The organism is Paractinoplanes abujensis, from assembly GCF_014204895.1.
Classification (GTDB): domain Bacteria; phylum Actinomycetota; class Actinomycetes; order Mycobacteriales; family Micromonosporaceae; genus Actinoplanes; species Actinoplanes abujensis.
Window position 1 is genome coordinate 1,847,555 of sequence record NZ_JACHMF010000001.1, and the last position, 21,135, is coordinate 1,868,689.

The 21,135-nt window shown below is 70.1% G+C and carries 21 protein-coding genes; 5 read left to right on the plus strand and 16 right to left on the minus strand.

Annotated features, from left to right (window positions below; all coding sequences use genetic code 11):
- Positions 1-3 precede the first annotated feature (3 nt).
- On the plus strand, positions 4-531 hold the full coding sequence (locus BKA14_RS07910) for an alpha/beta hydrolase (RefSeq protein WP_184950253.1): 528 nt from the start codon (positions 4-6) through the stop codon (positions 529-531).
- 98 nt (positions 532-629) lie between these two features.
- A complete protein-coding gene (locus BKA14_RS07915; protein WP_184950254.1) occupies positions 630-932 on the plus strand; it encodes a DUF7677 family protein in 303 nt (100 codons plus the stop codon).
- Positions 933-1,217: 285 nt separating this feature from the next.
- Here BKA14_RS07915 and BKA14_RS07920 read toward each other — a convergent pair whose 3' ends face one another.
- The 5 genes from BKA14_RS07920 to BKA14_RS07940 form a co-directional block, all read right to left on the minus strand.
- Positions 1,218-1,604: a hypothetical protein gene (locus BKA14_RS07920; protein ID WP_184950255.1), complete on the minus strand. Its 387-nt coding sequence runs from the start codon at positions 1,602-1,604 to the stop codon at positions 1,218-1,220.
- A gap of 276 nt (positions 1,605-1,880) precedes the next feature.
- Positions 1,881-2,864, minus strand: coding sequence for a DUF4917 family protein (locus tag BKA14_RS07925; protein WP_184950256.1), 984 nt, complete (start codon positions 2,862-2,864; stop codon positions 1,881-1,883).
- Between the two features lie 347 nt (positions 2,865-3,211).
- Positions 3,212-3,649: a hypothetical protein gene (locus BKA14_RS07930; protein WP_184950257.1), complete on the minus strand. Its 438-nt coding sequence runs from the start codon at positions 3,647-3,649 to the stop codon at positions 3,212-3,214.
- A 2-nt stretch (positions 3,650-3,651) separates the two neighbouring features.
- Entirely contained in the window at positions 3,652-3,885 is a 234-nt protein-coding gene (locus BKA14_RS07935) for a hypothetical protein (protein ID WP_184950258.1), read from the minus strand.
- Positions 3,886-4,270: 385 nt separating this feature from the next.
- Positions 4,271-4,540, minus strand: coding sequence for a hypothetical protein (locus BKA14_RS07940; RefSeq protein WP_184950259.1), 270 nt, complete (start codon positions 4,538-4,540; stop codon positions 4,271-4,273).
- 26 nt (positions 4,541-4,566) lie between these two features.
- Between BKA14_RS07940 and BKA14_RS07945 the strand changes: the two genes are divergently transcribed.
- Positions 4,567-5,727: a cytochrome P450 gene (locus BKA14_RS07945; RefSeq protein WP_184950260.1), complete on the plus strand. Its 1,161-nt coding sequence runs from the start codon at positions 4,567-4,569 to the stop codon at positions 5,725-5,727.
- On the opposite strand, the gene BKA14_RS07950 is transcribed toward BKA14_RS07945, so the two are convergent.
- The 8 genes from BKA14_RS07950 to BKA14_RS07985 form a co-directional block, all read right to left on the minus strand.
- Positions 5,688-6,878 carry a cytochrome P450 gene (locus BKA14_RS07950; RefSeq protein WP_184950261.1) on the minus strand — a complete coding sequence of 397 codons (1,191 nt, stop codon included), beginning with the start codon at positions 6,876-6,878 and terminating at the stop codon, positions 5,688-5,690. The two genes, BKA14_RS07945 and BKA14_RS07950, sit on opposite strands and share 40 nt — an antisense overlap.
- Before the next feature lie 274 nt (positions 6,879-7,152).
- Positions 7,153-7,944 carry a S1 family peptidase gene (locus tag BKA14_RS07955; RefSeq protein WP_184950262.1) on the minus strand — a complete coding sequence of 264 codons (792 nt, stop codon included), beginning with the start codon at positions 7,942-7,944 and terminating at the stop codon, positions 7,153-7,155.
- Between the two features lie 112 nt (positions 7,945-8,056).
- A complete protein-coding gene (locus BKA14_RS07960) occupies positions 8,057-8,800 on the minus strand; it encodes an aminoglycoside phosphotransferase family protein (RefSeq protein WP_221477234.1) in 744 nt (247 codons plus the stop codon).
- A gap of 92 nt (positions 8,801-8,892) precedes the next feature.
- Positions 8,893-9,462: a maleylpyruvate isomerase N-terminal domain-containing protein gene (locus BKA14_RS07965; RefSeq protein ID WP_184950263.1), complete on the minus strand. Its 570-nt coding sequence runs from the start codon at positions 9,460-9,462 to the stop codon at positions 8,893-8,895.
- Positions 9,463-9,591: 129 nt separating this feature from the next.
- Positions 9,592-10,740 carry an alpha/beta hydrolase-fold protein gene (locus BKA14_RS07970; protein ID WP_311776103.1) on the minus strand — a complete coding sequence of 383 codons (1,149 nt, stop codon included), beginning with the start codon at positions 10,738-10,740 and terminating at the stop codon, positions 9,592-9,594.
- An 82-nt stretch (positions 10,741-10,822) separates the two neighbouring features.
- Positions 10,823-12,214: an NAD(P)(+) transhydrogenase (Re/Si-specific) subunit beta gene (locus BKA14_RS07975; protein ID WP_184950264.1), complete on the minus strand. Its 1,392-nt coding sequence runs from the start codon at positions 12,212-12,214 to the stop codon at positions 10,823-10,825.
- Positions 12,211-12,495 carry a proton-translocating transhydrogenase family protein gene (locus BKA14_RS07980; RefSeq protein ID WP_184950265.1) on the minus strand — a complete coding sequence of 95 codons (285 nt, stop codon included), beginning with the start codon at positions 12,493-12,495 and terminating at the stop codon, positions 12,211-12,213. The genes BKA14_RS07975 and BKA14_RS07980 overlap by 4 nt, the downstream gene beginning before the upstream one ends.
- Positions 12,492-13,613, minus strand: coding sequence for a Rossmann-fold NAD(P)-binding domain-containing protein (locus tag BKA14_RS07985; RefSeq protein WP_184950266.1), 1,122 nt, complete (start codon positions 13,611-13,613; stop codon positions 12,492-12,494). Before BKA14_RS07985 ends, BKA14_RS07980 begins: the two co-directional genes overlap by 4 nt.
- 58 nt (positions 13,614-13,671) lie before the next feature.
- Between BKA14_RS07985 and BKA14_RS07990 the strand changes: the two genes are divergently transcribed.
- Positions 13,672-14,391 carry an acetoacetate decarboxylase family protein gene (locus BKA14_RS07990; protein ID WP_184950267.1) on the plus strand — a complete coding sequence of 240 codons (720 nt, stop codon included), beginning with the start codon at positions 13,672-13,674 and terminating at the stop codon, positions 14,389-14,391.
- A gap of 190 nt (positions 14,392-14,581) precedes the next feature.
- Complete coding sequence (locus BKA14_RS07995; RefSeq protein WP_184950268.1) at positions 14,582-16,162, plus strand: methyl-accepting chemotaxis protein; 1,581 nt, start codon at positions 14,582-14,584, stop codon at positions 16,160-16,162.
- A 17-nt stretch (positions 16,163-16,179) separates the two neighbouring features.
- Here BKA14_RS07995 and BKA14_RS08000 read toward each other — a convergent pair whose 3' ends face one another.
- The 3 genes from BKA14_RS08000 to BKA14_RS08010 form a co-directional block, all read right to left on the minus strand.
- Positions 16,180-17,697 carry a methyl-accepting chemotaxis protein gene (locus BKA14_RS08000; RefSeq protein WP_184950269.1) on the minus strand — a complete coding sequence of 506 codons (1,518 nt, stop codon included), beginning with the start codon at positions 17,695-17,697 and terminating at the stop codon, positions 16,180-16,182.
- 188 nt (positions 17,698-17,885) lie between these two features.
- Positions 17,886-19,253 carry a transaminase gene (locus tag BKA14_RS08005; protein ID WP_184950270.1) on the minus strand — a complete coding sequence of 456 codons (1,368 nt, stop codon included), beginning with the start codon at positions 19,251-19,253 and terminating at the stop codon, positions 17,886-17,888.
- Between the two features lie 62 nt (positions 19,254-19,315).
- Positions 19,316-21,007, minus strand: a complete 1,692-nt coding sequence (locus BKA14_RS08010) for a sulfatase-like hydrolase/transferase (protein ID WP_311776104.1) — start codon at positions 21,005-21,007, stop codon at positions 19,316-19,318.
- Positions 21,008-21,135: the final 128 nt, after the last annotated feature.

Sequence of the window (21,135 nt, forward strand, 5' to 3'; positions counted from 1 at the left end):
CGGATGATCGGCGGAATCATCGTCCCGGGCCGCGGCTACGGCCCGCAGGCCCCACTGCTCGACCTCGCCGACGAGGCGCTCCGCGACCGCGAAATACCCACGGAGACGATACATTGGACCGTTCCCGACAGCCTCCTGGACGTCGGGCCGGAACCATTCGTCAGAGCACACGTCCTGGCGGCCCTGCACAGATCGACCGCCGCGCAACCTGTGATCATCGCGAAGTCACTCGGCACGTACGCCGCGGTGCTCGCGGCCGAGCGGGAACTCCCCGCGATCTGGCTCACGCCGCTTCTCCACGTCGAGGCCATCGCCGAGGCGATCACCCGGAACCCGGCGCCCGCCCTGCTCGTCGGAGGCACCCGCGATCGCACTTGGCTTCCCGATGTCGCCACCGCGACGAAGAAGGCCGTCCTCACCATCCCCGACGGGGACCACGGCCTGCGTCCACCCGGACCGCTACGCGCCTACACCGACGCCCTCGGCGACGTCGGAACAGCAATGGAAGAGTTCCTCCGGCAGTTGGGGTAACACCCACCGGATCACGGTCGGCAAGCCGCCGACAACTCCGAGCGTTCTCGCTTCACGGATGCCGTCTCTAAGCTCGCACCCCAAGGGAGGATCATCCTATGGCACGACTCCCCGAGGACGTTCGCTCAGCGTTTCGCTTATTCGGCTTCTACCTGGCCGAGGGCACTCTCGACTTGGAACTGCTCGACGGCTTCGACTACCGCCCTGCTGTTATGAACTATGGTTCGGGGCTAGAGATGGTATTAGCCGTCTTCGCCAACGTCTTGGACGTCAACGAGGCAGGCCAGGTGACCAACTACGGCGACGCTGAGTATCGAGCCGCTCAGTGGATACGCCGGTTCTGCGACGACCAATACCTGGTAGATCCTCCCTTCGCGGCGTGGGAGACCGAGCTGTTGTAGCGTCCGGCGGCTCACCTAAGCTCGCACCGCAACGGTCGGCGGCGGATACAACGTATCCGGTCGCGAGGCCCGTCGTTGGGCGTCGTGGTGCCTGGCCGCGCTCCATCCGCTTGAAGGAGCCGGGCGGCGTTCACGTTCGATAGGTTGTCTCCGAGCAACGCCGGCGCCCGCACCATCTGCGCGCTTTGTCGGCGGCAGATCAGTGCGCCAGGCCGCGCGTGTAGGCGCTGTCGGATCCCGCCCGTCGAAGCGCTGCCATCAATGAACTGCCCTCGACTCGATTGCTTAACCCGATACGGCTAGAGCCATCCATCCGGCCAAATACCTCTCGAGCGGCACGCGGAACCAAGTAGTGAAGGTGTTATCGGCGCCCACCATGATTCCGACCATTCCGGCATGCTGCCAGACCAGGATTCGCCAGCCCTGTTCCTCATCATCGAACGGCTCGTCGACTTCACCCACCGGAGGACCTGACGGACTCTGGATCGCCTGCTCCACGTCCTGACGACTCCACCACGGAAACCTAACTCGCAGGGAAAGCCGTTCATCCGTGAGTTCCACCATGTCGTCAGCCCAGCGCACCGAAAATTGGCCAGCGCACGGGAAGCTATTCAAGTCGAGCTTGGAGATATCGCGGTAGTCCTCCAAAACGATCGGCTTTTGATCCTGCACGTTGCCCGACTCCTCTCAAGACCGAAAGTCTCGGGTCAGCCTACGCGCTAGTAGATTCACCCGCTTCCGATGGTGACACCCAGTGAGTGAGGACGAGATAGCGCGGTGCAGCGGCCCTCCGGTCAACTCGACGCAGATGTCCCAACACCATCCAGTCATAGCCCCTGGAACAGCCGGCGGCGTCATCGATGCGCGGTACAGGAAGGACGGCCAGCCGTCACAGCACGGCGTGGGCCAAGCGCACATTGTCCGCGGCATGACAGTACGCACACCGTATTATCCCTTATTTAGGCCACTTGATCCGAGCGGATGGGTACTCGCATCGAAGAAGTGTACTCCGTGACGGTCAAGTTTTTCGCGGAGCCGCGCCTGCTCTGACTCGGTCGCAGAATCCTTCCTCATACCTATTGCGACATGACGGGGCGGGCCAATCGCTATCGCCCTCAGGACATGCTCATCGATCTCAGAAAGGCTTGCGCCGAAAACAACTAGGTTGCCCCGGTCATTCAACAGTCTTTCGAAGCAGAATCGAAGATAGTCAGATTCTCCAACCGCAGATGCCTTCTGCTTTGAATCAGCCTCAGAGATCAGTAGTGGAACCCGGTCAGGATGACCTACGAAATGGCTGGCATTCAATAGCGAGTCCCCATCAAGCACCCACTTTCCGCACTGGCCACTGGACGGGTTCATCCACAGGTGAATGCCGCCGTGTAAGTAATGGATGATGGTCGCGCTTCCAAAGGCCCCTGAATCTGACCGATCAAAAACATGATGCGGCGCAGCCCAGAACATGTCCTTCAGCCGTAGCTTCGACTCTTCAGATGCCATGGCTGCCCAGTATGGGATCAAGTCATAATTCGTGGTATAGACATACCGGTACCTGGCGAGAATGAGCGCAATATCTTCCAGCAGGCCGAACCCCAGCGTTGCATGCGGGACATGCTGGGCCCGCACTGCATCGAATAGCGCTTGGCGAACTTCCTCATGCAAGGATTTCGTCCCGGTGGCGTCGCGGCCGAGCGCCTCATCGACCAAGGCAGCGTAGTGAGTTACCTTTAAAGCAAGTTCGAAGTTTGTTGTATTAATCCGTGAAAAGATAGTTTTTGCGGCGGCACTGAGGCTCGGCTCCGACTTCTCGTAGAGCGACTCATATTTGAACTTCGACCAAATATTTCGACTTGCTCCGTTTCCAGTGAGGAGCGAGCCCCAGATAGCGGCACGGTCAAGATCACTCCAGTCATGCAAAATAGCACCAGTCACAGAACTGCCTCCGAATCTGATCGCACATCACCCTCAATCGTGGCCGTCGCGGCCTCGGTATTGCCGATGATTTTCAGATCCCTGAAGCCGCTGTGCGCCCTCAACTAGAATTCTGTATCGCTTGGCACTCCTGTCACAGAAGAATTGCACTCTCATCGGCAGATGAGTGCGTCGATGTGGTGAGTGGACGGGCAGCGGTGGTCCAGAAGGGCGAAGCGCTGACCCGGTGGCTTGGCTCGAAGGCGTGACGACGTCACGGGTGAAGGCGGCGGGACAACGCGGCCCGTGCGGAACCGACGGCGTGCTCTCGACGAAGTCGCGGCGTCCGCGATGGCGCCGCACGGAGCCTAGGCAGGTTGGTCGTCCGTCATCAGCGGATGGGTGAGGATGCCGGCCGGCATGGTGGCAACCTCGCACTCGCCCGTCTCCGTGTCCACTCGCAACGCCGCGGGTGTGCCGGTCAGCGGAAGCAGCACGTGTTGTTTGGTTTCCCAGACCGCGTAGTTGTCGATCGTGCTCTCCTGCGCTGATGCCGGCAGGTTGATGACCTGCGGGGTGGCGTCGGCAAGGTGTATGGTCGGCGGCCCGGAGTGAAGGGCGAACAGCACACCTCCCGGCGAAAAGGTGAAATGCGGTTCGGCAGTGGTCGGCCTTGTCGTGCCGTCGGGGAGGGTCAGCTGTAACGGCGCCGGTGGGTTTCCGGTGAGGGTCGCACCGGTGTGCGGGTCCACGGCCCAGGCCGGGGCTTGCAACGGCTGGGGTGGCGTGTCCGGGGTCCAGCGCATCGTCAGGCCGGGGCGGCCACCTGCGGTGAAGTAGACCGTCCGGTTGTGCAGGCCGCCGGCCCGTACGGTGAGGTCGTCGGGGGCCACGGCATGGTGTGCTCGGTGGCGTCCACCAGGTCCACGAGCCGCAATCGCAGGTGGGGGTCCGGGCCGAGTTGCTTCTCGGTGATGGCCAGGTGGCGGCCGTCGGGGCTGCGGAGCACGGTGGGCGTGACCTGGGTGCCCAGGACAGCCACGGTGCCGTCGGGGTGGATGTGCAGAGCGGCCGCAGCCGTGCGGCGGACGGTTCCGCGGGCGGTTTCCCAGGCGCTTTACATCGGTGCGTCGTCCGGCAGCACGATCGGCGTGGACTGCCGCCGCGGCGGTGGAGCGGCGCCCGGCGGCCCTTCTGGGAGACGACGGTGACCTTGACCGGTGAGCCGCGGCGGAGCCGGTCGCCCGGTGGAACCGGACTGCTCGCCGGGGCCGCGCCCGGCAGGGTGATAGGGCGGCGCGGGGCTGACTCGACGACCGTCTGAGTTCATCGCGCGTCGTGGCCGTGCGAAGACCTGAGCGGTCCGCGCGGCGACGGTCAGCGCATGGGTGCCGGCAGGTTCCGGTACGGCCAGCAGCGCCGTCAGGTCAGGCCAATTGAACCCGGCCGGTGACGCTGACGAAGGGCAAGGTCATGTCGTCGAGCCGGTCCCCGGCGGTCGTGGGAGGTTCGGTGCCGTGGCTCTCCAGCCGGACGCGGACATGGCCGGCGGTCGATTCCACCGCGGCCCAGCCCGCGCCCGAGCACGCGAAGCTGCCCCGGATCCGGGGCTCGTCGCGCGCTCCCGGGTCGAGCAGCAGGACCACGCCGTTCGCGACCTGGTAGCCGGGGTTCTCGACGCTGCGCAGGAGGGTCACCGCGGCAAGGCTATAACGTGCCGTACGTGGCGATCGACTTCACCGACCCCGCGTTCATTCAGGACCCCTATCCCGGGCTGGCCGCTCTGCGGGAGCAGGGGGCGGTCACGTGGCACGAGCCGACCGGGCAGTTCCTGGCGGCCGGTCACGCCGCGGCCGATGCGGTGTTGCGGGATCGGCGGCTGGGGCGGTTCTGGCAGGACCGGGAGCCGGCCGAGGTGTACGAGCCGTTCAATCTGTTGCACCGCAATCAGATGATGGAGAACGAGCCACCCGTGCACACCCGGCTGCGATCGCTCGTGGCCAAGGCCTTCGCGCGGGGGCATGTCGAGCGGCTGCGGGAACCGATCGCCGCCGCCGCGGGGAAGCTGGTGCGAGAGGCGGGGCCGCGGTTCGACCTGCTGGCCGATGTGGCCGGACCCTTGGCGGTCACGGTCATCGCCGAGTTGCTCGGGGTGCCGCAAGCGGACCGGCCCCGGCTGCGTCCCTGGTCGGCGGCGATCGTGCGGATGTATGAGGTTTCCCGTACGCCGGAGACCGAGCGAGCCGCTCTCGACGCGTGCCGGGAGTTCGCCGCCTATTTGCGGGATCTGGCCGCTCGTCGCGCTGAGGAGCCGCGCGACGATCTGATCAGTCACCTGGTCGCCGTACGGGAATTGGCTCCCGACGAGCTGGTAGCGTCGGCGATTCTGTTGCTCAACGCCGGCCATGAGGCCTCGGTGAACGCGCTCGGCGGGGGCATGGTCGCGCTGCTGCGGCATCCGGCGCAGCTGAGCCGGCTGCGCGAGGATCCGAGCCTGATCCCCACGGCGGCCGAGGAGATGATCCGGTACGACTCCCCGCTGCACATGTTCGTGCGGACGGCGGCGGCCGACGTGGAGATCGCGGGCGTACGGGTCCCGGCCGGCCACCGGATCGCGGCGTTGCTCGGGGCGGCCAACCGGGACCCGGCGGTGTTCGCGGAGCCCGACACCTTCGACGTGAGCCGTGACCCCAACCCGCACCTCGGGTTCGGCGCGGGCCTGCACTTCTGTCTGGGCGCACCCCTCGCGCGCATCGAGTTGCAGGCCGGCCTCAGGGCATTGTTGCCGTTACGACTCGAACTGGCCGCCGAGCCCGTCAACCGGCCCACCTTCGTGCTGCGGGGCTACGAAGCGATTCCCGTGGTGATCGGCACCTCGGAGTAGCCGCGCAGCACAAGCCGGTCCCGGCGTACGGCGTCGCCGTTGAGGGCCAGGCCCGGCAACCGGTTCAGCAGCAGCGGCAGCGCCACCTGGGCCTCCATGCGGGCGAGCGGGGCGCCCAGGCAGTAGTGGGCGCCGCCGCCGAACGACACCGGCTGGATGTTCGGGCGGTCGGGGTCGAAGCGGTGCGGGTCGTCGTAGCGGGCCGGGTCGCGGTTGGCCGAGCCGAGCAGCATGGTCAGCGCGGCGCCGGCCGGCACCGCGATGCCGTCCACCTCGAACGGCTCGGTGGCGAACCGGGTGGTGAGCTGCACGGGGGAGTCGTACCGCAGGATCTCCTCGACGACATCGGGGGCCAGTGACGGGTCGGCGCGCAACCGGCCGGCCTGGGCCGGCTGGGAGAGCAGCAGGTGCAGGCCGGTGCCGAGCAGGTTGGCCGTGGTCTCGAAGCCGGCCACGAGCAGCAGCACCAGGTTGGCCAGCAACTCTTCGCCGGACAGGGCGCCGGCCTCGACCAACGCGGTGGTCAGGTCCTCCTGCGGGTGCTTCTGACGGTCGGCGATCAGGCCGGTGAAGTAGTCCTCGAGTTCGCGCCCGGCCACGTCGGCCAGGTGCATCTCGTCGGCCGTGCTGATCGGTTCGAGCACGATCGTCAGGTCGTGGGCGCGTTGCCGGAACCAGGGACGGTCGGTTTCGGGCACGCCGAGCAGTGCGCAGATCACGCCGACGGGCAGGGGATAGGCGAACGCCGTCATGAAGTCGGCCTCGGCGGGCATCGCCGTGATCAGTTCCTCGGCCTGGGCGGCGATCACGTCGCGCATGGCGGCGATCCGGCGGGGTGTGAAGGTGGTCGCGGCGGCCCGGCGTACGCGGGTGTGGTCGGGCGGGTTGGTCTGCAACATGGACAGCACCACCGAGGCGACCCCGCGGTTCTGCCGCCAGTCGGGCCAGAACTGGTCGTAGTCGCCCGCGTCGGCCAGCCGCATGGTGGTGTCGCGCAGCAACCGGTTGACCAGGGCGTGCGTGGTGACGTACCAGCGTTCGTCGGGGGCGCGCAAGACGGGCGCCTGGGCCCTGATCACGTCGTAGGCCGGATACGGGTCGTGGCGTCCCTCGGCGGCGAACAGGGAACCGAGCGCGGTCAGGTAGTCCATCACTGCATTGTGGCCGCCGGGTGGGCGGGCCGCCGCCCCGCGACCCGCCCACCCCGGCCTGTGACCCCACCGGCGCGCCTGGACGAAGCGTTTGCCGGCGGCGGTCACGGGACCGGCCGCGACCAGGTTCCCCAAGGTCGCCGGCCCGGTCCTTCAGCAAGCTCGATGCGCCGACTACAAATTACGAACTGCTCTTGGCACGGGGAATCGGCTGACCTGCCGGGTCGGCCCCCTCGCGTTGGGGAGGCCGTTGGGCTTAATCCGTCAGGGGAGGTCAGAGGCCGGGGACGTGCAGGGCCAGGAACGAACCGGCCGAACTGGCCCGGTCGACCCGGTTGTAGATGCCGACCCACGACTCCGGGTGGGCCTCCAGCCGCGGGGTGCCGCAGGTGGTGCGGTCGGCCGCGCCCGCCGTGATCGTCTGCAGCAGCGGCCGGTCCTGCTGCCAGTGCAGCATCGGGCCGCCGCTGTCGCCCGGGGTCGATCCGCCGTGCACGGACTGGACGAAGGTGAGCGGCCCGGCCGGGAACAGGCACGGCCCGTCGTTGACGGCGGCCCGCGAGGTGACCCGCACGTCGGCGGTGTGCAGGCCGGTGGCGGAGGCGCCGAAGCCGTAGACCTGCGCCCCGGTGGGTGAGGGCAGCGGACCGGTCGCGATCCGGGCCGGCGTCACCGCGGTCACGGGCGCGGCCAGCTGCAGCAGGGCGACGTCGTTGACCATTGACGCCGGGTCGTAGCCGGGCATCTGGTGCACGGCCACCACCCGTACGGGCTCATCGAAGTGGACCTTGACGTCCTGCGGCCGGTAGGGGCGCCCGGGCCGGCGGCCGATGTTGGTGCAGTGCTGCGCGGTCACCACCCACGTCGGCGCGATCAGCGTGCCCGTACAGGTCAGCCCGCGGTCGAGCAGGCCGTGGTCGGCCTCGACCCGGGCGACCGGCAGCACGGGGGAGCCGCCGGTCGCGGCTCGGGGCACCATGAGGGCCGACGCCTGGCCGGTCATCGCCCAGGCCACGAAGACGATCAGGGCCACGGAGAGCGAGCGCGACCACCCCAGCTTCGGCACTGTGCGCTCCCTCGTCTCGGAACGCCGCGTAATCGCGGCGCAACCTCACGCTACGGAGGTGGCGCAACTTCGGGGTATCGGCCGTCCCACCGCTGTCGGGCCGCCGATCCGCCTAACTCTTTCGATGCACGGCAAGCACGTAGTCGGCGTCGGTCAGGTAGATCGTGTGGTGTCCGTCGGCCAGGTGACTCGCGAAGGCCTTGTCACCGGCGGCGGCCCGGGTCTGCATCACGTCGACCAGCGCGTGCAGGCGGGCGGCAACCGTGTCGATCAGGCGGGAGCGTGACTCGGCGTCCAGGCCGTACGTGTCGCAGAACGTACGCAGCCGCTCGGCCTGCACGGTGGCGGGGAGGTCCGACTCGACCGTGGTCAGGGGAACCCAGCGGTAGGCCGCGTACGCGATGTCCCACAGCCGCGGACCGGGATGCGCGAAGTCGAAGTCGAACACGCCGGTCACCGTGGTGCCGTCGAGCGCGCAGTTGTGCGGCGCGTAATCACCGTGGCAGATGACCTCGACCGGGTCCCTCGCGGGCACCTGCCAGCCGTCGCGCGGCGCCGTGCGGGCGAAGGGGACGGTCGCGTCGTGGTAGGCCCGCAGCAGCTTCGCCGCCGATGTCAGGGCGGTCACGGACTCGGCCGCCGGGGTGAGCGGATAGTTGGAGACGTCGCCGGGCAGGTAGGACAGGAACTCGTAGCCGTCCGCGGTGGACCGCACTTCGGGCGCGTTCGTGAAGCCGGCCGCCCGCAGGTGACGCAGCAACGCGTGCACGTTCGCCGACCACGGACCGGCCGGGCGGCGTACGGAATCGCCGATCTTTACGACCTCGTTGATGCCGCCACCGGAAAGGATCTCCACCTCCGGAACTGTAGTGGGGCGAACTGACGCCATGGGGTTGCCCGCCCTCGCGCTGGTCTTCGCCGGGGTGGCCGTGCCGGCGCCGGTGTCGGTCACGTGAGCACTGACGCCCGCCCGGTCAGCGCCTCCACCAGGCCGATCGGGCCCGCCATCTCGGTCAGGACCGCCGAGGTGCGGGCCAGCCCTGCGGCGGGCACCGACGGCGGCTCGCCGAGGGCACGTTGCAGGTCGAGCAGGTGCACGGTGGCCTCCACGATGCCGATGCCCAGCACCTCGCCGATCCGCATCCGCCCGGTGCCGAGGTAGTCGACGACGGTCTGGCCGAGTTTGCCCGCGGCGTCCAGCGAGCGCGGCCCGGCCTCGGCGAACGCGGCCGTCATCTGCTCGGTCGTGCGTTCCGCGGCGACCTCGACGGCCTTGGCCGCCACCTGCTCACGGTTACGGGTGGCGATGCCGCCGGGCGCGTTGAAGGTCGTCAGCAACGCGGCCGTGCCATGGTGGGTCGGCGGGGTGTCGCAGGTCTGCGTGGCGACGTAACCCAGCCAGCGCGGCCACTGGCAGGCGTGCGCGTAGAGCTCCCGCACGGTCCACGGTTCCAGCCGGGTCGGGGCCTCCCACTGCTCGGCGGTCAGCCTTTCCCGTACGAGGCCCAGACGGCCCACAGCTCACCCAGCGTCTCGACGGCCGTCATGCGCGCACCCCCGCCCGGGCGTCTCGGCCGTCGTCGGGCCCCCGCCGCACCCCGGCCCGGGCGTGTCGGTTGTCCTGCCCGTGCCGTGGGCCGCCCGGCGTCATGCGCGCACCCCCGCCACCGCGATCAGGCCGTCGGCGAACGTGCGCCGCCAGTTCACGTAGTCGTGGCCGCCCGAGTATTCGGCATAGGTCACCGAGTAGCCCCGCTTGCGCAGCGCATCGCGCATGGCCCGGTTCATGTCGATCTGCGACGGCGCCCCGCCGGGCGCCGGGAACGTCTCGAAGATCCCCACGTCCAGGTAGAACCGTACGTCGGCGAGCGGCCGCCGGGCCACCTCGCGGATCAGCTGCCCGGGCGCCTCGCCGGGCCACCAGAAGCTGCCCGATTGCGAGATGACCGCGCCGAAGTTGCCGGGGGCGGTCAGCGCGATGTGCGCCGCGGTCAGGCCGCCCCGGGAGGCGCCGGTGATCATGTTGGCCCGCGCGTCGAGCCCGGCCTCGAGGGTCGTGCGGGCCCACGGGAGCAGTTCGCCGGTCACGAAGCCGGGCATCGCCCCGGCCGGGGACAACTCGTCGTCACGGTCGGCGGCGTGGCTGCTGACGAACAACGCGACCAGCGGCGGGATCTCGCCCGCGGCGATCAGGTTGTCCAGGACGGCCGGCACGTGCTGCACCTCGCGGGCAACCCAGCCGTCAAACACGACCAGCACCGGCAGCCCGGCCGCCGGCGTGCCGGCCGGTTGGTAGACGACCACCTCGCGGCCGAACGGAGCCCTGGTCAACTCGCCCGGGGACACACCCGGGCGCGGGGCCAGCCACGGCTCGGGCGGGGCGTCCGGCAGGGTCAGCGCGGACACCCAGACGTCGTGGTCGCCGGGGTCGCCCGGGTCGGCCGGGAAGCGCAGGCGCGCGGGGTTGTGCGCGTCGAGGTGGGCCGGGCCCCGGCCGGAGGCGTCGCGCGGCAGGGTTTCGACGCCGTCGTGCACCAGGCAGTAGGCCGTGCTCAGGTCGGACGGCAGCACCCGGGTCGCATACCACAGATCGTTGCCGCGCATCCTTTCCAGCGGCACGTCGAGCCCCCACCACACGCGCGTGCTGCGGGCCGAGCCCCGCCACAGGAACGTCACCAGTTGCGAGTCGTCGCGCCATGGCTCGACCAGGGGCGTGCCGTTGGCGGTGACGCGCTGCCACCACTCGTGCAGCGCGGCCGGGTCGTCGAGCAGCGCGGACATCTGCGGACTCTGCACGGCAACACTCCCGGGAGCGGCGGAGGGTGAGCGATCCGCCACCGAGAGTCCCAAGTGGATCTTGCTTAGTCAAGACGAGAGCCTATTTCGCGTACGCCGACACCCCCGTCAACAGGGCGTTGAGCCCCTTCTTGGCGTCCGCGAAGAGCATCGCCGTGCGCGGGTCGGAGTAGAGCTCGTTGTCGATCCCCGCGTACCCGTGGCCGAGCGACCGCTTGATCACGATGACGCTGCGGGCCAGGTCGACGTCGAGGATCGGCATGCCCGACACCGGGTTGCCGGCCCGCCGCGCCGCCGGGTTGGTCACGTCGTTGGCCCCGATCACCAGCGCCACGTCCGTGCGGGGGAAGGCGGGATTGCTCTCCTCCAGGTCCTGCAGCTGCTCGTAGGGGGCGTTGGCCTCGGCCAGCAGCACGTTCATGTGCCCGGGCATGCGGCCGGCGACCGGGTGGATCGCGTACGACACCTCCACCCCGTGCGCGGTCAGCGCCTCGGCCAGCGCCACCACCTCGTGCTGGGCCTGCGCGGCGGCCAGCCCGTAACCGGGCACGATGACGACCCGGCCCGCGTACGCCAGCTGGATCGCCGCGTCGTCCGCCGTGATCTCGCGGACGGCCGCCGCCGGAGAGCCCGCCTCGACCGCGACGGCGTCGCCGGTGCCGTAGCCGCCCGCCATGATCGCGCTGATCGGCCGGTTCATCGCGTCGGCCATCAGCTTGGTCAGGATCGCCCCGGCCGCCCCGACCAGCGCCCCCGCGATGATCAGCGGGGTGCTCCCGAGCACGAACCCGGCCATCGCCACCGCCGTGCCCGTGCAGGCGTTGAGCAGCGAGATGACCACCGGCATGTCGGCCCCGCCGATCGGCAGCGTCAGCAGCACGCCCGCGATCAGGGCCACCACGGCCGCCCCGAGCAGCGCCGCCTGACCGCCGCCGAACCCGACCACCAGCACCGCCAGGACGGCCGCGACCAGCCCGAGGCCGATCCACGCGAACCGCCCGTACGGCACCACGACCGGGCGGCCCGGCACCCGCCCGGCCAGCTTGCCCGAGGCGATCAGCGACCCGCTGAACGTGAGCGCGCCGATCAGCACGTCGAGCACGCCGGTGACCTCGGCCTGCGTCGAGGCCGGGCGCTCGCCCAGCGCGATCAGGGCCGCCGCGCCCCCACCGACCGCGTTGAACAGGCTGACCAGCTGCGGCATGGCTGTCATGCGGACCACCCGCGCGGCCACCAGCCCCGCCGCCGCGCCACCGGCCGTGCCCAGGCCCAGCGCCCAGGCCGCGTACGCGTTGATCTGCCGGCCCTCGATCAGCACGGCCAGGGTGACCAGGACGGCCACGCCCATGCCGGCCGCCGAGACCTGGTTGCCGCGCCGGGCCGTCGAGGGCGCGTTCATCAGGTGCAGCCCGATCACGAAGGCCGTGGCGCAGGCCAGATAGATCAGGTGGACGACCGTGTCGAAGGCGCTCACGACCGGCTCCGGAACATGGCGAGCATCCGGTCGGTCACCACGTAACCCCCGGCCACGTTCATCGCGGCGAAGAACGCGGCCACGGCCAGCAGCGCGTAACCCACCGGGGTGGAGATCGTGGCGGCCAGCACCATGACGCCGACCAGCACCACGCCGTGGATCGCGTTGGCCCCGGACATCAGCGGGGTGTGCAGAGTGGCCGGCACCTTGCTGATCACCTCGAAACCGACGAGCAGGCCGAGCGTGAACACCGTGAGGTCGGCCAGCAGCAGTGGGCTCATCGGATCTCCAGTTCCTTGAGGCGGGGGTGCACGACGACGCCGTCGCGGCAGATCAGGACTGCCGCGAAAACCTCGTCGTTGCTCTCACTGGGTAGACGCCCTTCGGGCAGCAAACTGCTTACGAGGGCGACGATGTTTCTCGCGTACGCCGTGGACGCCGCGACCGGCACCGTGGCCGCCAGGTTGGGTGCGCCGATCACCGTGACGCCGTGCTCGGTGACCGTACGGGTGTCGGGAGCGGAACCGGCCACGTTGCCGCCACCCAGGTCGAGCACTACCGACCCGGCCCGCATGCCCCGTAACGCGTCCTCCGACACCAGCAAAGGCGAGCGCCCGCCCGGAACCCTGGCCGTCGTGATCACCACGTCGAACCGGGGTACGGCCTGGGTCAGCGCACGCAGCTGGACCGCCGCCACGTCCTCGTCCATGGCCTGCGCATAGCCGTCCTTCCCGTTCTGCGACACCTCCAGCGACAGGACCGCAGCCCCGGTCGAGGCGATATCGGCCTGCGCCTGCACCCGTACGTCGTAACCCGTCACCAGCGCCCCGAGCCGCCGCGCGGTGGCGATGGCCTGCAGCCCGGCCACCCCCGCCCCGAGCACGAGCACCTGGGCCGGCCGCGCGGTGCCGGCCGCCGTGACCAGCATCGGGAAGAAGCCCCCATACGCCTCCGCGGCCAGCAGCGCCGCTTTGTAACCGGCCACATTGGCCTGTGAGGTCAGCGCGTCCATCGGCTGGGCCCGGCTGAGCGTGCGGGGCAGCAGGTCGAGGCTGATCGCCGTGACGCCCTGCGCGGCCAGCGCCCCGGCCAGGGCGGGATCGCCGAGGGGGTCGAGCAGCCCGATCAGCACCCGGCCCGCGGGCAGCGCGGTCACGTCCTCGGGTGGGCGCACCACCAGCAGCACGTCGCTCTCGTCGTACACCTGCGGCCGGGCCCCGATGTCGGCGCCGGCCGCGGCGTAGTCGGCGTCGTCGAACCAGGCGTGGCGGCCCGCCCCGGTCTCGACCAGAACCCGCACCCCCGTACGCCGTAGCCGGGTCACACCGTCCGGGGTCATCGCCACCCGGCGCTCGCGGCCGGCGGTCTCGCGCAGCACGCCCATTGTCGTCGTCGACATATCGAAGCCCTACCACGTCGCGCTCGGCCCGGCCACCCTGTGCCGGTAGGGTCGGTCCATGGCGGAGCGTACGGGTGACGGTGTGTGGACCCTGCAGGGCGAGACGGTCACCCTGCCGGTGGAGATCACGTCGGCCCGCATGACCTCGGCCGTGTTCACCGCTCCGCCCGCCCCGGCCCGTTCGGTCCTCGAGGGCACGCCGTTGCGCCCGTTCACGGTGTTCGGCCGGGCGATCGGCGTGCTCATGTGCGTGCACTACGACGAGTGGGCGCTCAAGTCGTACGACGAGGTCGGTGTCGGCCTGCTCGTGCGCGGTCCCGCCGGCCCGCCCGGCCTGCACTTCGTCGACCTGCCGGTGACCGGCGTGTTCACCCGCGAGGCCGGGCAGGACTTCTGGGCCCTGCCCAAGTGGCTGATGGACGCCGATCTGCGATTCTCCAAGATGGAGACCGACGTGGTCGTGCGGGACCGCGCCGACGAGGTGATGCGCGCGTCGTTCCGCCACGGCCGGTTCCGTGTGCCCTTCGACTTGCGCGCCTCGTTGCCCGCCTGGTCCTATCTGGAGCACGGGGCCCAGGCCGGCACGTTGCTGCGGGGCACCGTGCCGATGCGGCTGTCCCGCGTGCGCCTGGGCCGGGGCGCCTTCCGTGTGGGCCTGGGGCAGCACCCGATGGCCGCCCGGATGAAGGCCCTCGGGATGGGCTCCCGGCCACTGCTGACGGTCCACGCCGAGCGGATGCGGGGCCCGCTGGGCGAATTCCGCCCGGCTAGACCCTAGCCTCCTAGGACGCTTCGTCCCCGTCTCACCTGTCCCAGGCGTTCCCGATGTCGAGAACGTGGACTCGGCACGCCGCTCGTCCGTTTAGCGTGGCCTCAGGAGTATTTGTCGGAACCGTGCCGCGACCTCTCACCTCGGAGCCGCCGGTGCCGATCTGCGTCTGCGCACCTCGGGACAGGGAGACACCGGTATGGGACTTCTCGGAGCGTTCGACAACCGCTCGCTGCGCACCAAAATCGGATCGGCGGTTCTGCTGGGCACCGTCAGCGGGCTGGTCGTGGGTGGTGTCGCCATCGCGACGCTGCGCGGCCAGAACAGCGACACGGCGGCCGCGCAGCGCAAGACGATCGTGCTGGAGTCGGCGGCCGGGCAGTTCGCCAAGAACATCGAGGCGTTCAGCGGCAACAACTCGAGCCTGCGCCTGTACCCGACACTGGCCGACGGCATCCGCAAGAACATGGAGGCCAACAAGGCCGCCGTCAACACCGCGCTCGACGAGCTCGATGCGGCGTTCGCCGGTGACGCGACGGGCAGCTCGGCCGCCGCCAAGGCCCGGACGGACTGGCAGGCCTACCTCGATTTCATCGGCACCGACCTCACCAAGGCGACCCCGGCCCAGCTGGCGCAGGCCGTCGAGACGTACGAGAAGCTGTACGGAGCCCTCAACGCCGACCAGAACGCGCTGCTCGACCGGGCCCGGGCTCTGGGTGAGGAGTCGATCACCCGGTCCGAGCGGGACACCGTCGAGGCCACCTGGGTCGTGTCCGGCCTGCTGGCCGTGGGCGTGCTGACCAGCCTGCTGCTCGGGTTCCGGGTCGCGGGCGGGGTGCGCCGCTCGGTGCGCGAGGTCGGCCGGGTCGCCGAGGGGCTGGCCGAGGGCGACCTCACCCGTACGTCGGGGGTCACGGCCCAGGACGAGGTGGGCCGGATGGCCGGCGCCCTCGACCAGGCGGTCGTCCGGTTGCGGCAGGACGTCGTGACGCTGGCCGGCAACGCCAACACCCTGCACGCGGCGTCGGGGCAGCTCACCGCGGTCTCGGGCGCCGTCGACGCGGCCGCCTCGGCGGCGTCGGCGCAGGCCGGCACGGTCGCCGCCGCGGCCGACGCGGTCTCCAACAACCTGCAGGTGGTCTCGTCGGGCTCGCAGGAGATGGGTTCGGCGATCCGCGACATCAGCGTCTCCACGACCGAGGCCTCCGAGGTGGCGGTGCAGGCCGTCGAGGTCGCCTCGGCCACCAACGCCATCGTGGCGCGGCTGGGCGAGTCGTCGAGCGAGATCGCCTCGGTGGTCAAGACGATCACCGCGATCGCCGAGCAGACCAACCTGCTCGCGCTGAACGCGACGATCGAGGCCGCGCGGGCCGGCGAGTCGGGCAAGGGCTTCGCGGTCGTGGCGGGCGAGGTCAAGGACCTGGCTCAGGAGACGGCCAAGGCCACCGAGGACATCTCGCGGCGGGTGCAGACGATCCAGGGCGACACCGGCAACGCGGTGACGGCGATCGGCGAGATCTCGGCCATCATCGAGCGGATCAACGGCATCCAGATGACCATCGCCTCGGCGGTGGAGGAGCAGACGGCCACCACGCAGGAGATGAACCGGACGCTGTCGGAGGCGGCGGCCGGCGCGGGCGACATCGCGGCCACGATCGGCGGCGTCTCGGAGGCCACCCAGCGCACGACGGCCTCGGTCGGGGAGACCCGGCACGCGGCCGACGACCTGGCCACCACGGCCGGCCAGCTGCAGGCCCTGGTCTCCCGCTTCCGTTATTGAAACCGGCGGCCGGGCCCTCAGTGCTCGAAGGCGTGGGCCATCTCGGCCTGCTCCTCGAGCACTTCGCCGATCCGGGCCTGTACCGCGTCGAGCTGCGCGATCGTGTCGCTGGTGCTGCGGATCCCGCCCGCCACCGACTCGGCGCTCGACTGCAGCGCGGCAATCTGCTCGGAGACCTTCTTCGTGGCCTCCGCGGTCTCCCGGGCCAGTTCCTTGACCTCGCCCGCGACGACCGCGAAGCCCTTGCCGATCTCGCCGGCCCGGGCCGCCTCGATGGTGGCGTTGAGGGCGAGCAGGTTGGTCTGGTCGGCGATCGACGAGATGATCTGGATGACGTCGCCGATCGCGGCCGACGCGTCGTTGAGCGCCGACACGTCGCCGGTCATGTCGCTGGCCCGGCCGACCGCCTCGTCGGCGACCCGGCTGGCGTCGGCGGTGGCGGTGCGCAGACGGTCGACGGTGTCGAGCAGCGCGCGGGCGTTGCCGGCGGCGGTCTCCGCGCCGCGCACGACGTCGAGACGCTGCGACACGAGCTGCTGCACGTTGCGCAGCGCGTCCATCCGTGACTCCGACAGCTCCACGTACTCGGTGGTGAAGAAGTCCATCGTGCCGATGATGCGGTCGCCGCTGAGGATGGGGAAGCAGACACCGGAGCGGACGCCCGCGCGCTGGGCCGCGGGGGCCCGCACGCAGTCGGTGAGCTGGCCGATGTCGCGCACGAAGACCAGGTCGCGGGCCCGCCAGGCCCGCCCGGACAGGCCGACGCCCTCGGCGAAGGTCGCGGCCAGGGTCACCTTCTTGAACTCGTCGCCCGCGTTGCCGGACTCGACGGCGAACTTGAGCACGTTCTCGTGGTCGTCGATCTGCCAGTACGACCCGTACGCCCAGTGGAACGCGGTGCGGACGGCGTCGAGCGCGGCCCGCAGCGCGACGTTGGAGTCGTTGGTGTGCCCGAGGGCGGCCACCACGTTGGTCACGGCGAGCCGGTCGTCGGCCACCTGCTGGGTGTAGAACCGGGTCAGGGCGGCCACGCGGGCCTGCTCGGCCACCCGGGCGATGGCGCCCCACTTGCTGATCAGGGCGGCGTCCGGCGCGATCTCGTACGAGGTGTAGTACTCCATCACCGCGCTCACCCGGTGAGCGGTCATGATGGGCACGGCGACGCCGCCCTTGGCTCCGGCCCGCACGGCGGCGGCCAGTCGCTGGTCGCTCCCGGCGGCGGCCGCGTTCGAGAAGACCGCGTGGCCGCCGCGGATCGCCTGCTGCACGAGGGCGGCCTGGCCGGTGCTGCCGAGCGCGCCGGTCATCGGGCCGACCTCGTACTCGAGCCGGGGCTGACCGTTCTCAACGATCCAGATGGCTACGTAATCCAGGTCGTTGAACTCCTGGTTGGTTGAGGCGTAGATGCGCCAGCTGCTCGCCTCGTCGGTCACGCCCTCGAGGTTGTTGACCAGCTCTTCGAGCGCCTCGACGTCACGCGGCGGTGTGCGCTGCACCGCGGGCTCGGCTTCGACCCGCCTTCCGAACAGACCCATGATGTCAGGCTACGGTCGGGAATGCGGTCTTTATGCCCGTATCGCGAAACCCCGGCCCCGGCCCACGTTGCATCGGCGGCAGCCAATACGGTGCGTGCCCTGGGTATTCGTGACCTCTTCTCGTCGCCACCGGACGAAATCGGGACCCGGCCCCGGCTGCCACCTGCTTGCGGGACGGACCCGGGACGTCAGGCCGTGAGCTCGGCCAGGGCGTCGGCGAACACCGCGTGGTGGCGTTCCACGTCGGCCGCGGTCGTCTGGGGCGCCATCAACGCCATGTTGTGGAACGGGGTGAGCAGCACGCCCCGGTTGGCCAGGTAGGTGTGCAGGAAATCCTCGAGCTCGGCGTCCGCGGCGGCGGCCGACTCGGTGCCGGTGCGCGGGGCGGGGTCGGCGAACCGGTATTCCACGCGCGCGCCGAGCTGACTGACCGACCACGGCAACCCGTACGTCGCAATGATCTTGCGGAGGCCGGTGGCGAACCCGGTGGCCGTGGCGATCATGTGCTCGAACGCCGGCTCGGTGAGCACCTGCTCCAGGCAGGCCCGGGCGGCCGCCGTCGACACCGGGTTGCCGGCCAGGGTGCCGCCGACGCCGCCCATGTCGACCAGGTCGAGATCGGTGCGGGCGAGCAGCGTCGCGGCCAGGGCCTCACTGAGCCCGTAGGCCCCGATCGGGATGCCGCCCGCGATCGCCTTGCCGATGGTGAGCACGTCGGGCTCGAGGCCCCAGGCCGCGGTGGCGCCGCCCGGCCCGGCCGAGAACGTGTGCGTCTCGTCATTGATCAGGTAGGTGCCGTACGCCCTGGTCAGCTCGCGGACACCGGCCAGATAACCCGGCTCGGGCAGCACGATGCCGATGTTGGTCAGGGCCGGCTCCATCAGCACGGCGGCGACGTCGCCGTGGGCCAGTTCGCGCTCCAGGCCCACCAGGTCGTTGAACTCGGCGACCCGGCTGGTCACGGTGACGTCGGTGGGCGCGCCGACGTTGCCCTCGCGGCTCTGCCCCCGCCCGTCGGGGCCCACGACGATCAGCGACTCGTCGACCGAGCCGTGGTAGCAGTAGCTGTTGACCAAGATCTTCGGTCGTCCGGTGACCGCGCGCAGCAGCCGGATGGCCCACCGGTTGGCGTCCGTGGCGGTCAGGGCGAAGCTCCAGTACGGCAGGCCGAAACGCCGGGCCAGTTCGGCGCCGACGGCCGCCGCGTCCTCGGTCGGCAGCATGGTGGTGGCGCCGCCGAGGTCGTTCAGGCGCCGGGTGACCGCCTGCACGACCGGCGCGGGGGAGTGCCCGGCCATGGCGCCGGTGTCGCCCAGGCAGAAGTCCAGATACTCGTGGCCGTCGACGTCGGTGATCCGGTTGCCGCGGGCGGTCTCGAACGTGATCGGGAAGCCCGCGGCCGTCTTGTTCATCCAGGTCATCGGCACGCGGCCGAACAAGTGATCGGCACGCTGGTGGGCGGCCGCCGAGCGGGGCCGCCGCTCGGCGAAGGTGGCTCGTTCGCGGGCGGCCAGGGTGGCGAGGCGGGCGCGATCAACTCCGGAATCCGTCGGCATGGCGCGACGCTACCAACAAATCCTTCCCGTACGGGAGACCCCGCCACCGAATCCGCAGATGTTCACGACGCCGGAGTCTGCTCGCCGAACGCCGCGAAGAACTTGTCGCGGAAGTCGCTCATCGGCCACACGGGGGTCTCCGGCTTCGGGCGCAGGCCCTCGGCCCAGCCCCAGCTCGTGACCCGGTCGAGCACCCCGGGGTCCTTGGCCACGATCGTGACCGGCACGTCGTGGCTGGCCCCGGCGCCGGCCGCGATGGGGGACGGCTGGTGGTCGCCCGCGAACACCATCACCAGGTTGTCGTCGCCGTACAGCTTGATCCAGTTGATCAGCGCGGTCAGCGAGTAGACGATCGACTTGCCGTACTCGGCGCGTACCTTCTTCGGTTCGGCCCACAGCGCCTTGGGCTTCTGCCCGGCGGCCTCCATCGTCGTGTAGATCGAGCCGTCGCCGACCTGGTTCCAGTCGGGCAGGTAGTCGGGGATCGGCGCCCACGGGGTGTGGCTGGAGACCAGCGGCATCTCGACCATCAGCGGGCCCCGGCCGGTCTTCTTGTACTCGATGTCGTTGAAGTGCTTCAGCGTGTACTGGTCGGGCATCGGCGACCAGCTGAACTTGGGGCCCTGGTAGCCGAGGTTGCGCGAGTCCCACACCTGGTCGTAGCCGTAGAAGTTGCCCTCGGGCCAGGCCCGGGTGGCGCCCGGCATGATGCTGACCGTGCGGTACGTCTTGTTCTTGAACGCCCGGGTCAGGGTGAGCCGGTCGCTGGAGACGAGATTGCGGTAACGCTGCTCGTTGTTGATCCACAGACCGGACTCGAAGGTGGCGTGGGCCAGCCAGCTGCCGCCGCCGAAGGTGGGCGAGGTCAGCCAGCCGCTGCGGGCGGCGAATCCGGCCTTGCTCAGCTCGGCCGCGCCGCCGTCGAGCACCGGGCGGGTCACCGGCGAGAGCGCGACCCCCTCGACGGCGCTGCGCCCGTAGCTCTCGACGAACGTGAAGATCACATCTTTGCCCTCGAGCCCGGTCAGCATCCGGGCCGGCGGGACTGTCTTGAACGCGTCCTGCTGCACCTCCTGCCGGAACTCGGCGCCGTCACGCAGCCCGGCGCGGGCCTGGTGGGCGCGGTCCCACGCGTACGTCGCGGTGCTGCGCGCGGCCACCGGCACGGCCCCGGTGATCGAGACGCCCAGCGCGAAGGTGAGCCCCCAGGCCACGGCCAGGCCGCCCGCGGTGATCGCCGACCGCCTCTTGTGGCGGGCCACCAGATCGCCCACGCGCAGCACGGACCAGCTGGTCAGCGCGAGAATGGCCAGGACCAGCAGGAGGACCGCGACGACGGCGGCGATCGAGGCCGGCCGCCCGTACGAGTCGGCTGCGAAGCTGAACGCGTCGTCGAACAGCACCCAGTCCAGCACGGGGTCGAACGGGCGGTTCAGTTCCTCGAAGAAGCCCATGTCGAGGCACTTCTCGATGACCAGCAACCCGACGAGCGAACCGGCGACGACGGCGAAGATCTTGCGCGCGCGCCCGGGCAGGACAGCCAGCACACCGAGGATCACCGCGCCCTCGACGGGGATCCGCAGGAAGCCGATCGGGGTCAGGCGGGACAGCACGTTCGGGAAGATCAGCGCCGCGAAGAGCAGGACCGCCGCCGTGATCGTCAGCGCGAGCTGGATCTTCGGCCGCTGGAGCAGCTTCCTCACGCGGGCGCGGCGGGTCTCGACGACTGGCGGGTCGTCCGTGGTCTCTGGCACGCCATGGGGAACGGATGGACCGGCCTTGTCGGTTCAGTGACACGCAAAAGTCACTTCGACCCGGTACCAAAGACTCTATTGGCCGTTCCGGGGTAGGCCATAGCTTCGATGCCAGCAACCGGACGTCT

Bases quoted from the DNA above. Each gene is read 5' to 3' on its own strand.
- BKA14_RS08005 (WP_184950270.1), bottom strand. From the start codon at position 19,253: ATGCCGACGGATTCCGGAGTTGATCGCGCCCGCCTCGCCACCCTGGCC.
- BKA14_RS07995 (WP_184950268.1), top strand. From the start codon at position 14,582: ATGGGACTTCTCGGAGCGTTCGACAACCGCTCGCTGCGCACCAAAATC.
- BKA14_RS07990 (WP_184950267.1), top strand. From the start codon at position 13,672: ATGGCGGAGCGTACGGGTGACGGTGTGTGGACCCTGCAGGGCGAGACG.
- BKA14_RS07950 (WP_184950261.1), bottom strand. From the start codon at position 6,878: ATGGACTACCTGACCGCGCTCGGTTCCCTGTTCGCCGCCGAGGGACGC.
- BKA14_RS07980 (WP_184950265.1), bottom strand. From the start codon at position 12,495: ATGAGCCCACTGCTGCTGGCCGACCTCACGGTGTTCACGCTCGGCCTG.
- BKA14_RS07985 (WP_184950266.1), bottom strand. From the start codon at position 13,613: ATGTCGACGACGACAATGGGCGTGCTGCGCGAGACCGCCGGCCGCGAG.
- BKA14_RS07910 (WP_184950253.1), top strand. From the start codon at position 4: ATGATCGGCGGAATCATCGTCCCGGGCCGCGGCTACGGCCCGCAGGCC.
- BKA14_RS08000 (WP_184950269.1), bottom strand. From the start codon at position 17,697: ATGGGTCTGTTCGGAAGGCGGGTCGAAGCCGAGCCCGCGGTGCAGCGC.
- BKA14_RS07930 (WP_184950257.1), bottom strand. From the start codon at position 3,649: ATGCGCTGGACCCCGGACACGCCACCCCAGCCGTTGCAAGCCCCGGCC.
- BKA14_RS07915 (WP_184950254.1), top strand. From the start codon at position 630: ATGGCACGACTCCCCGAGGACGTTCGCTCAGCGTTTCGCTTATTCGGC.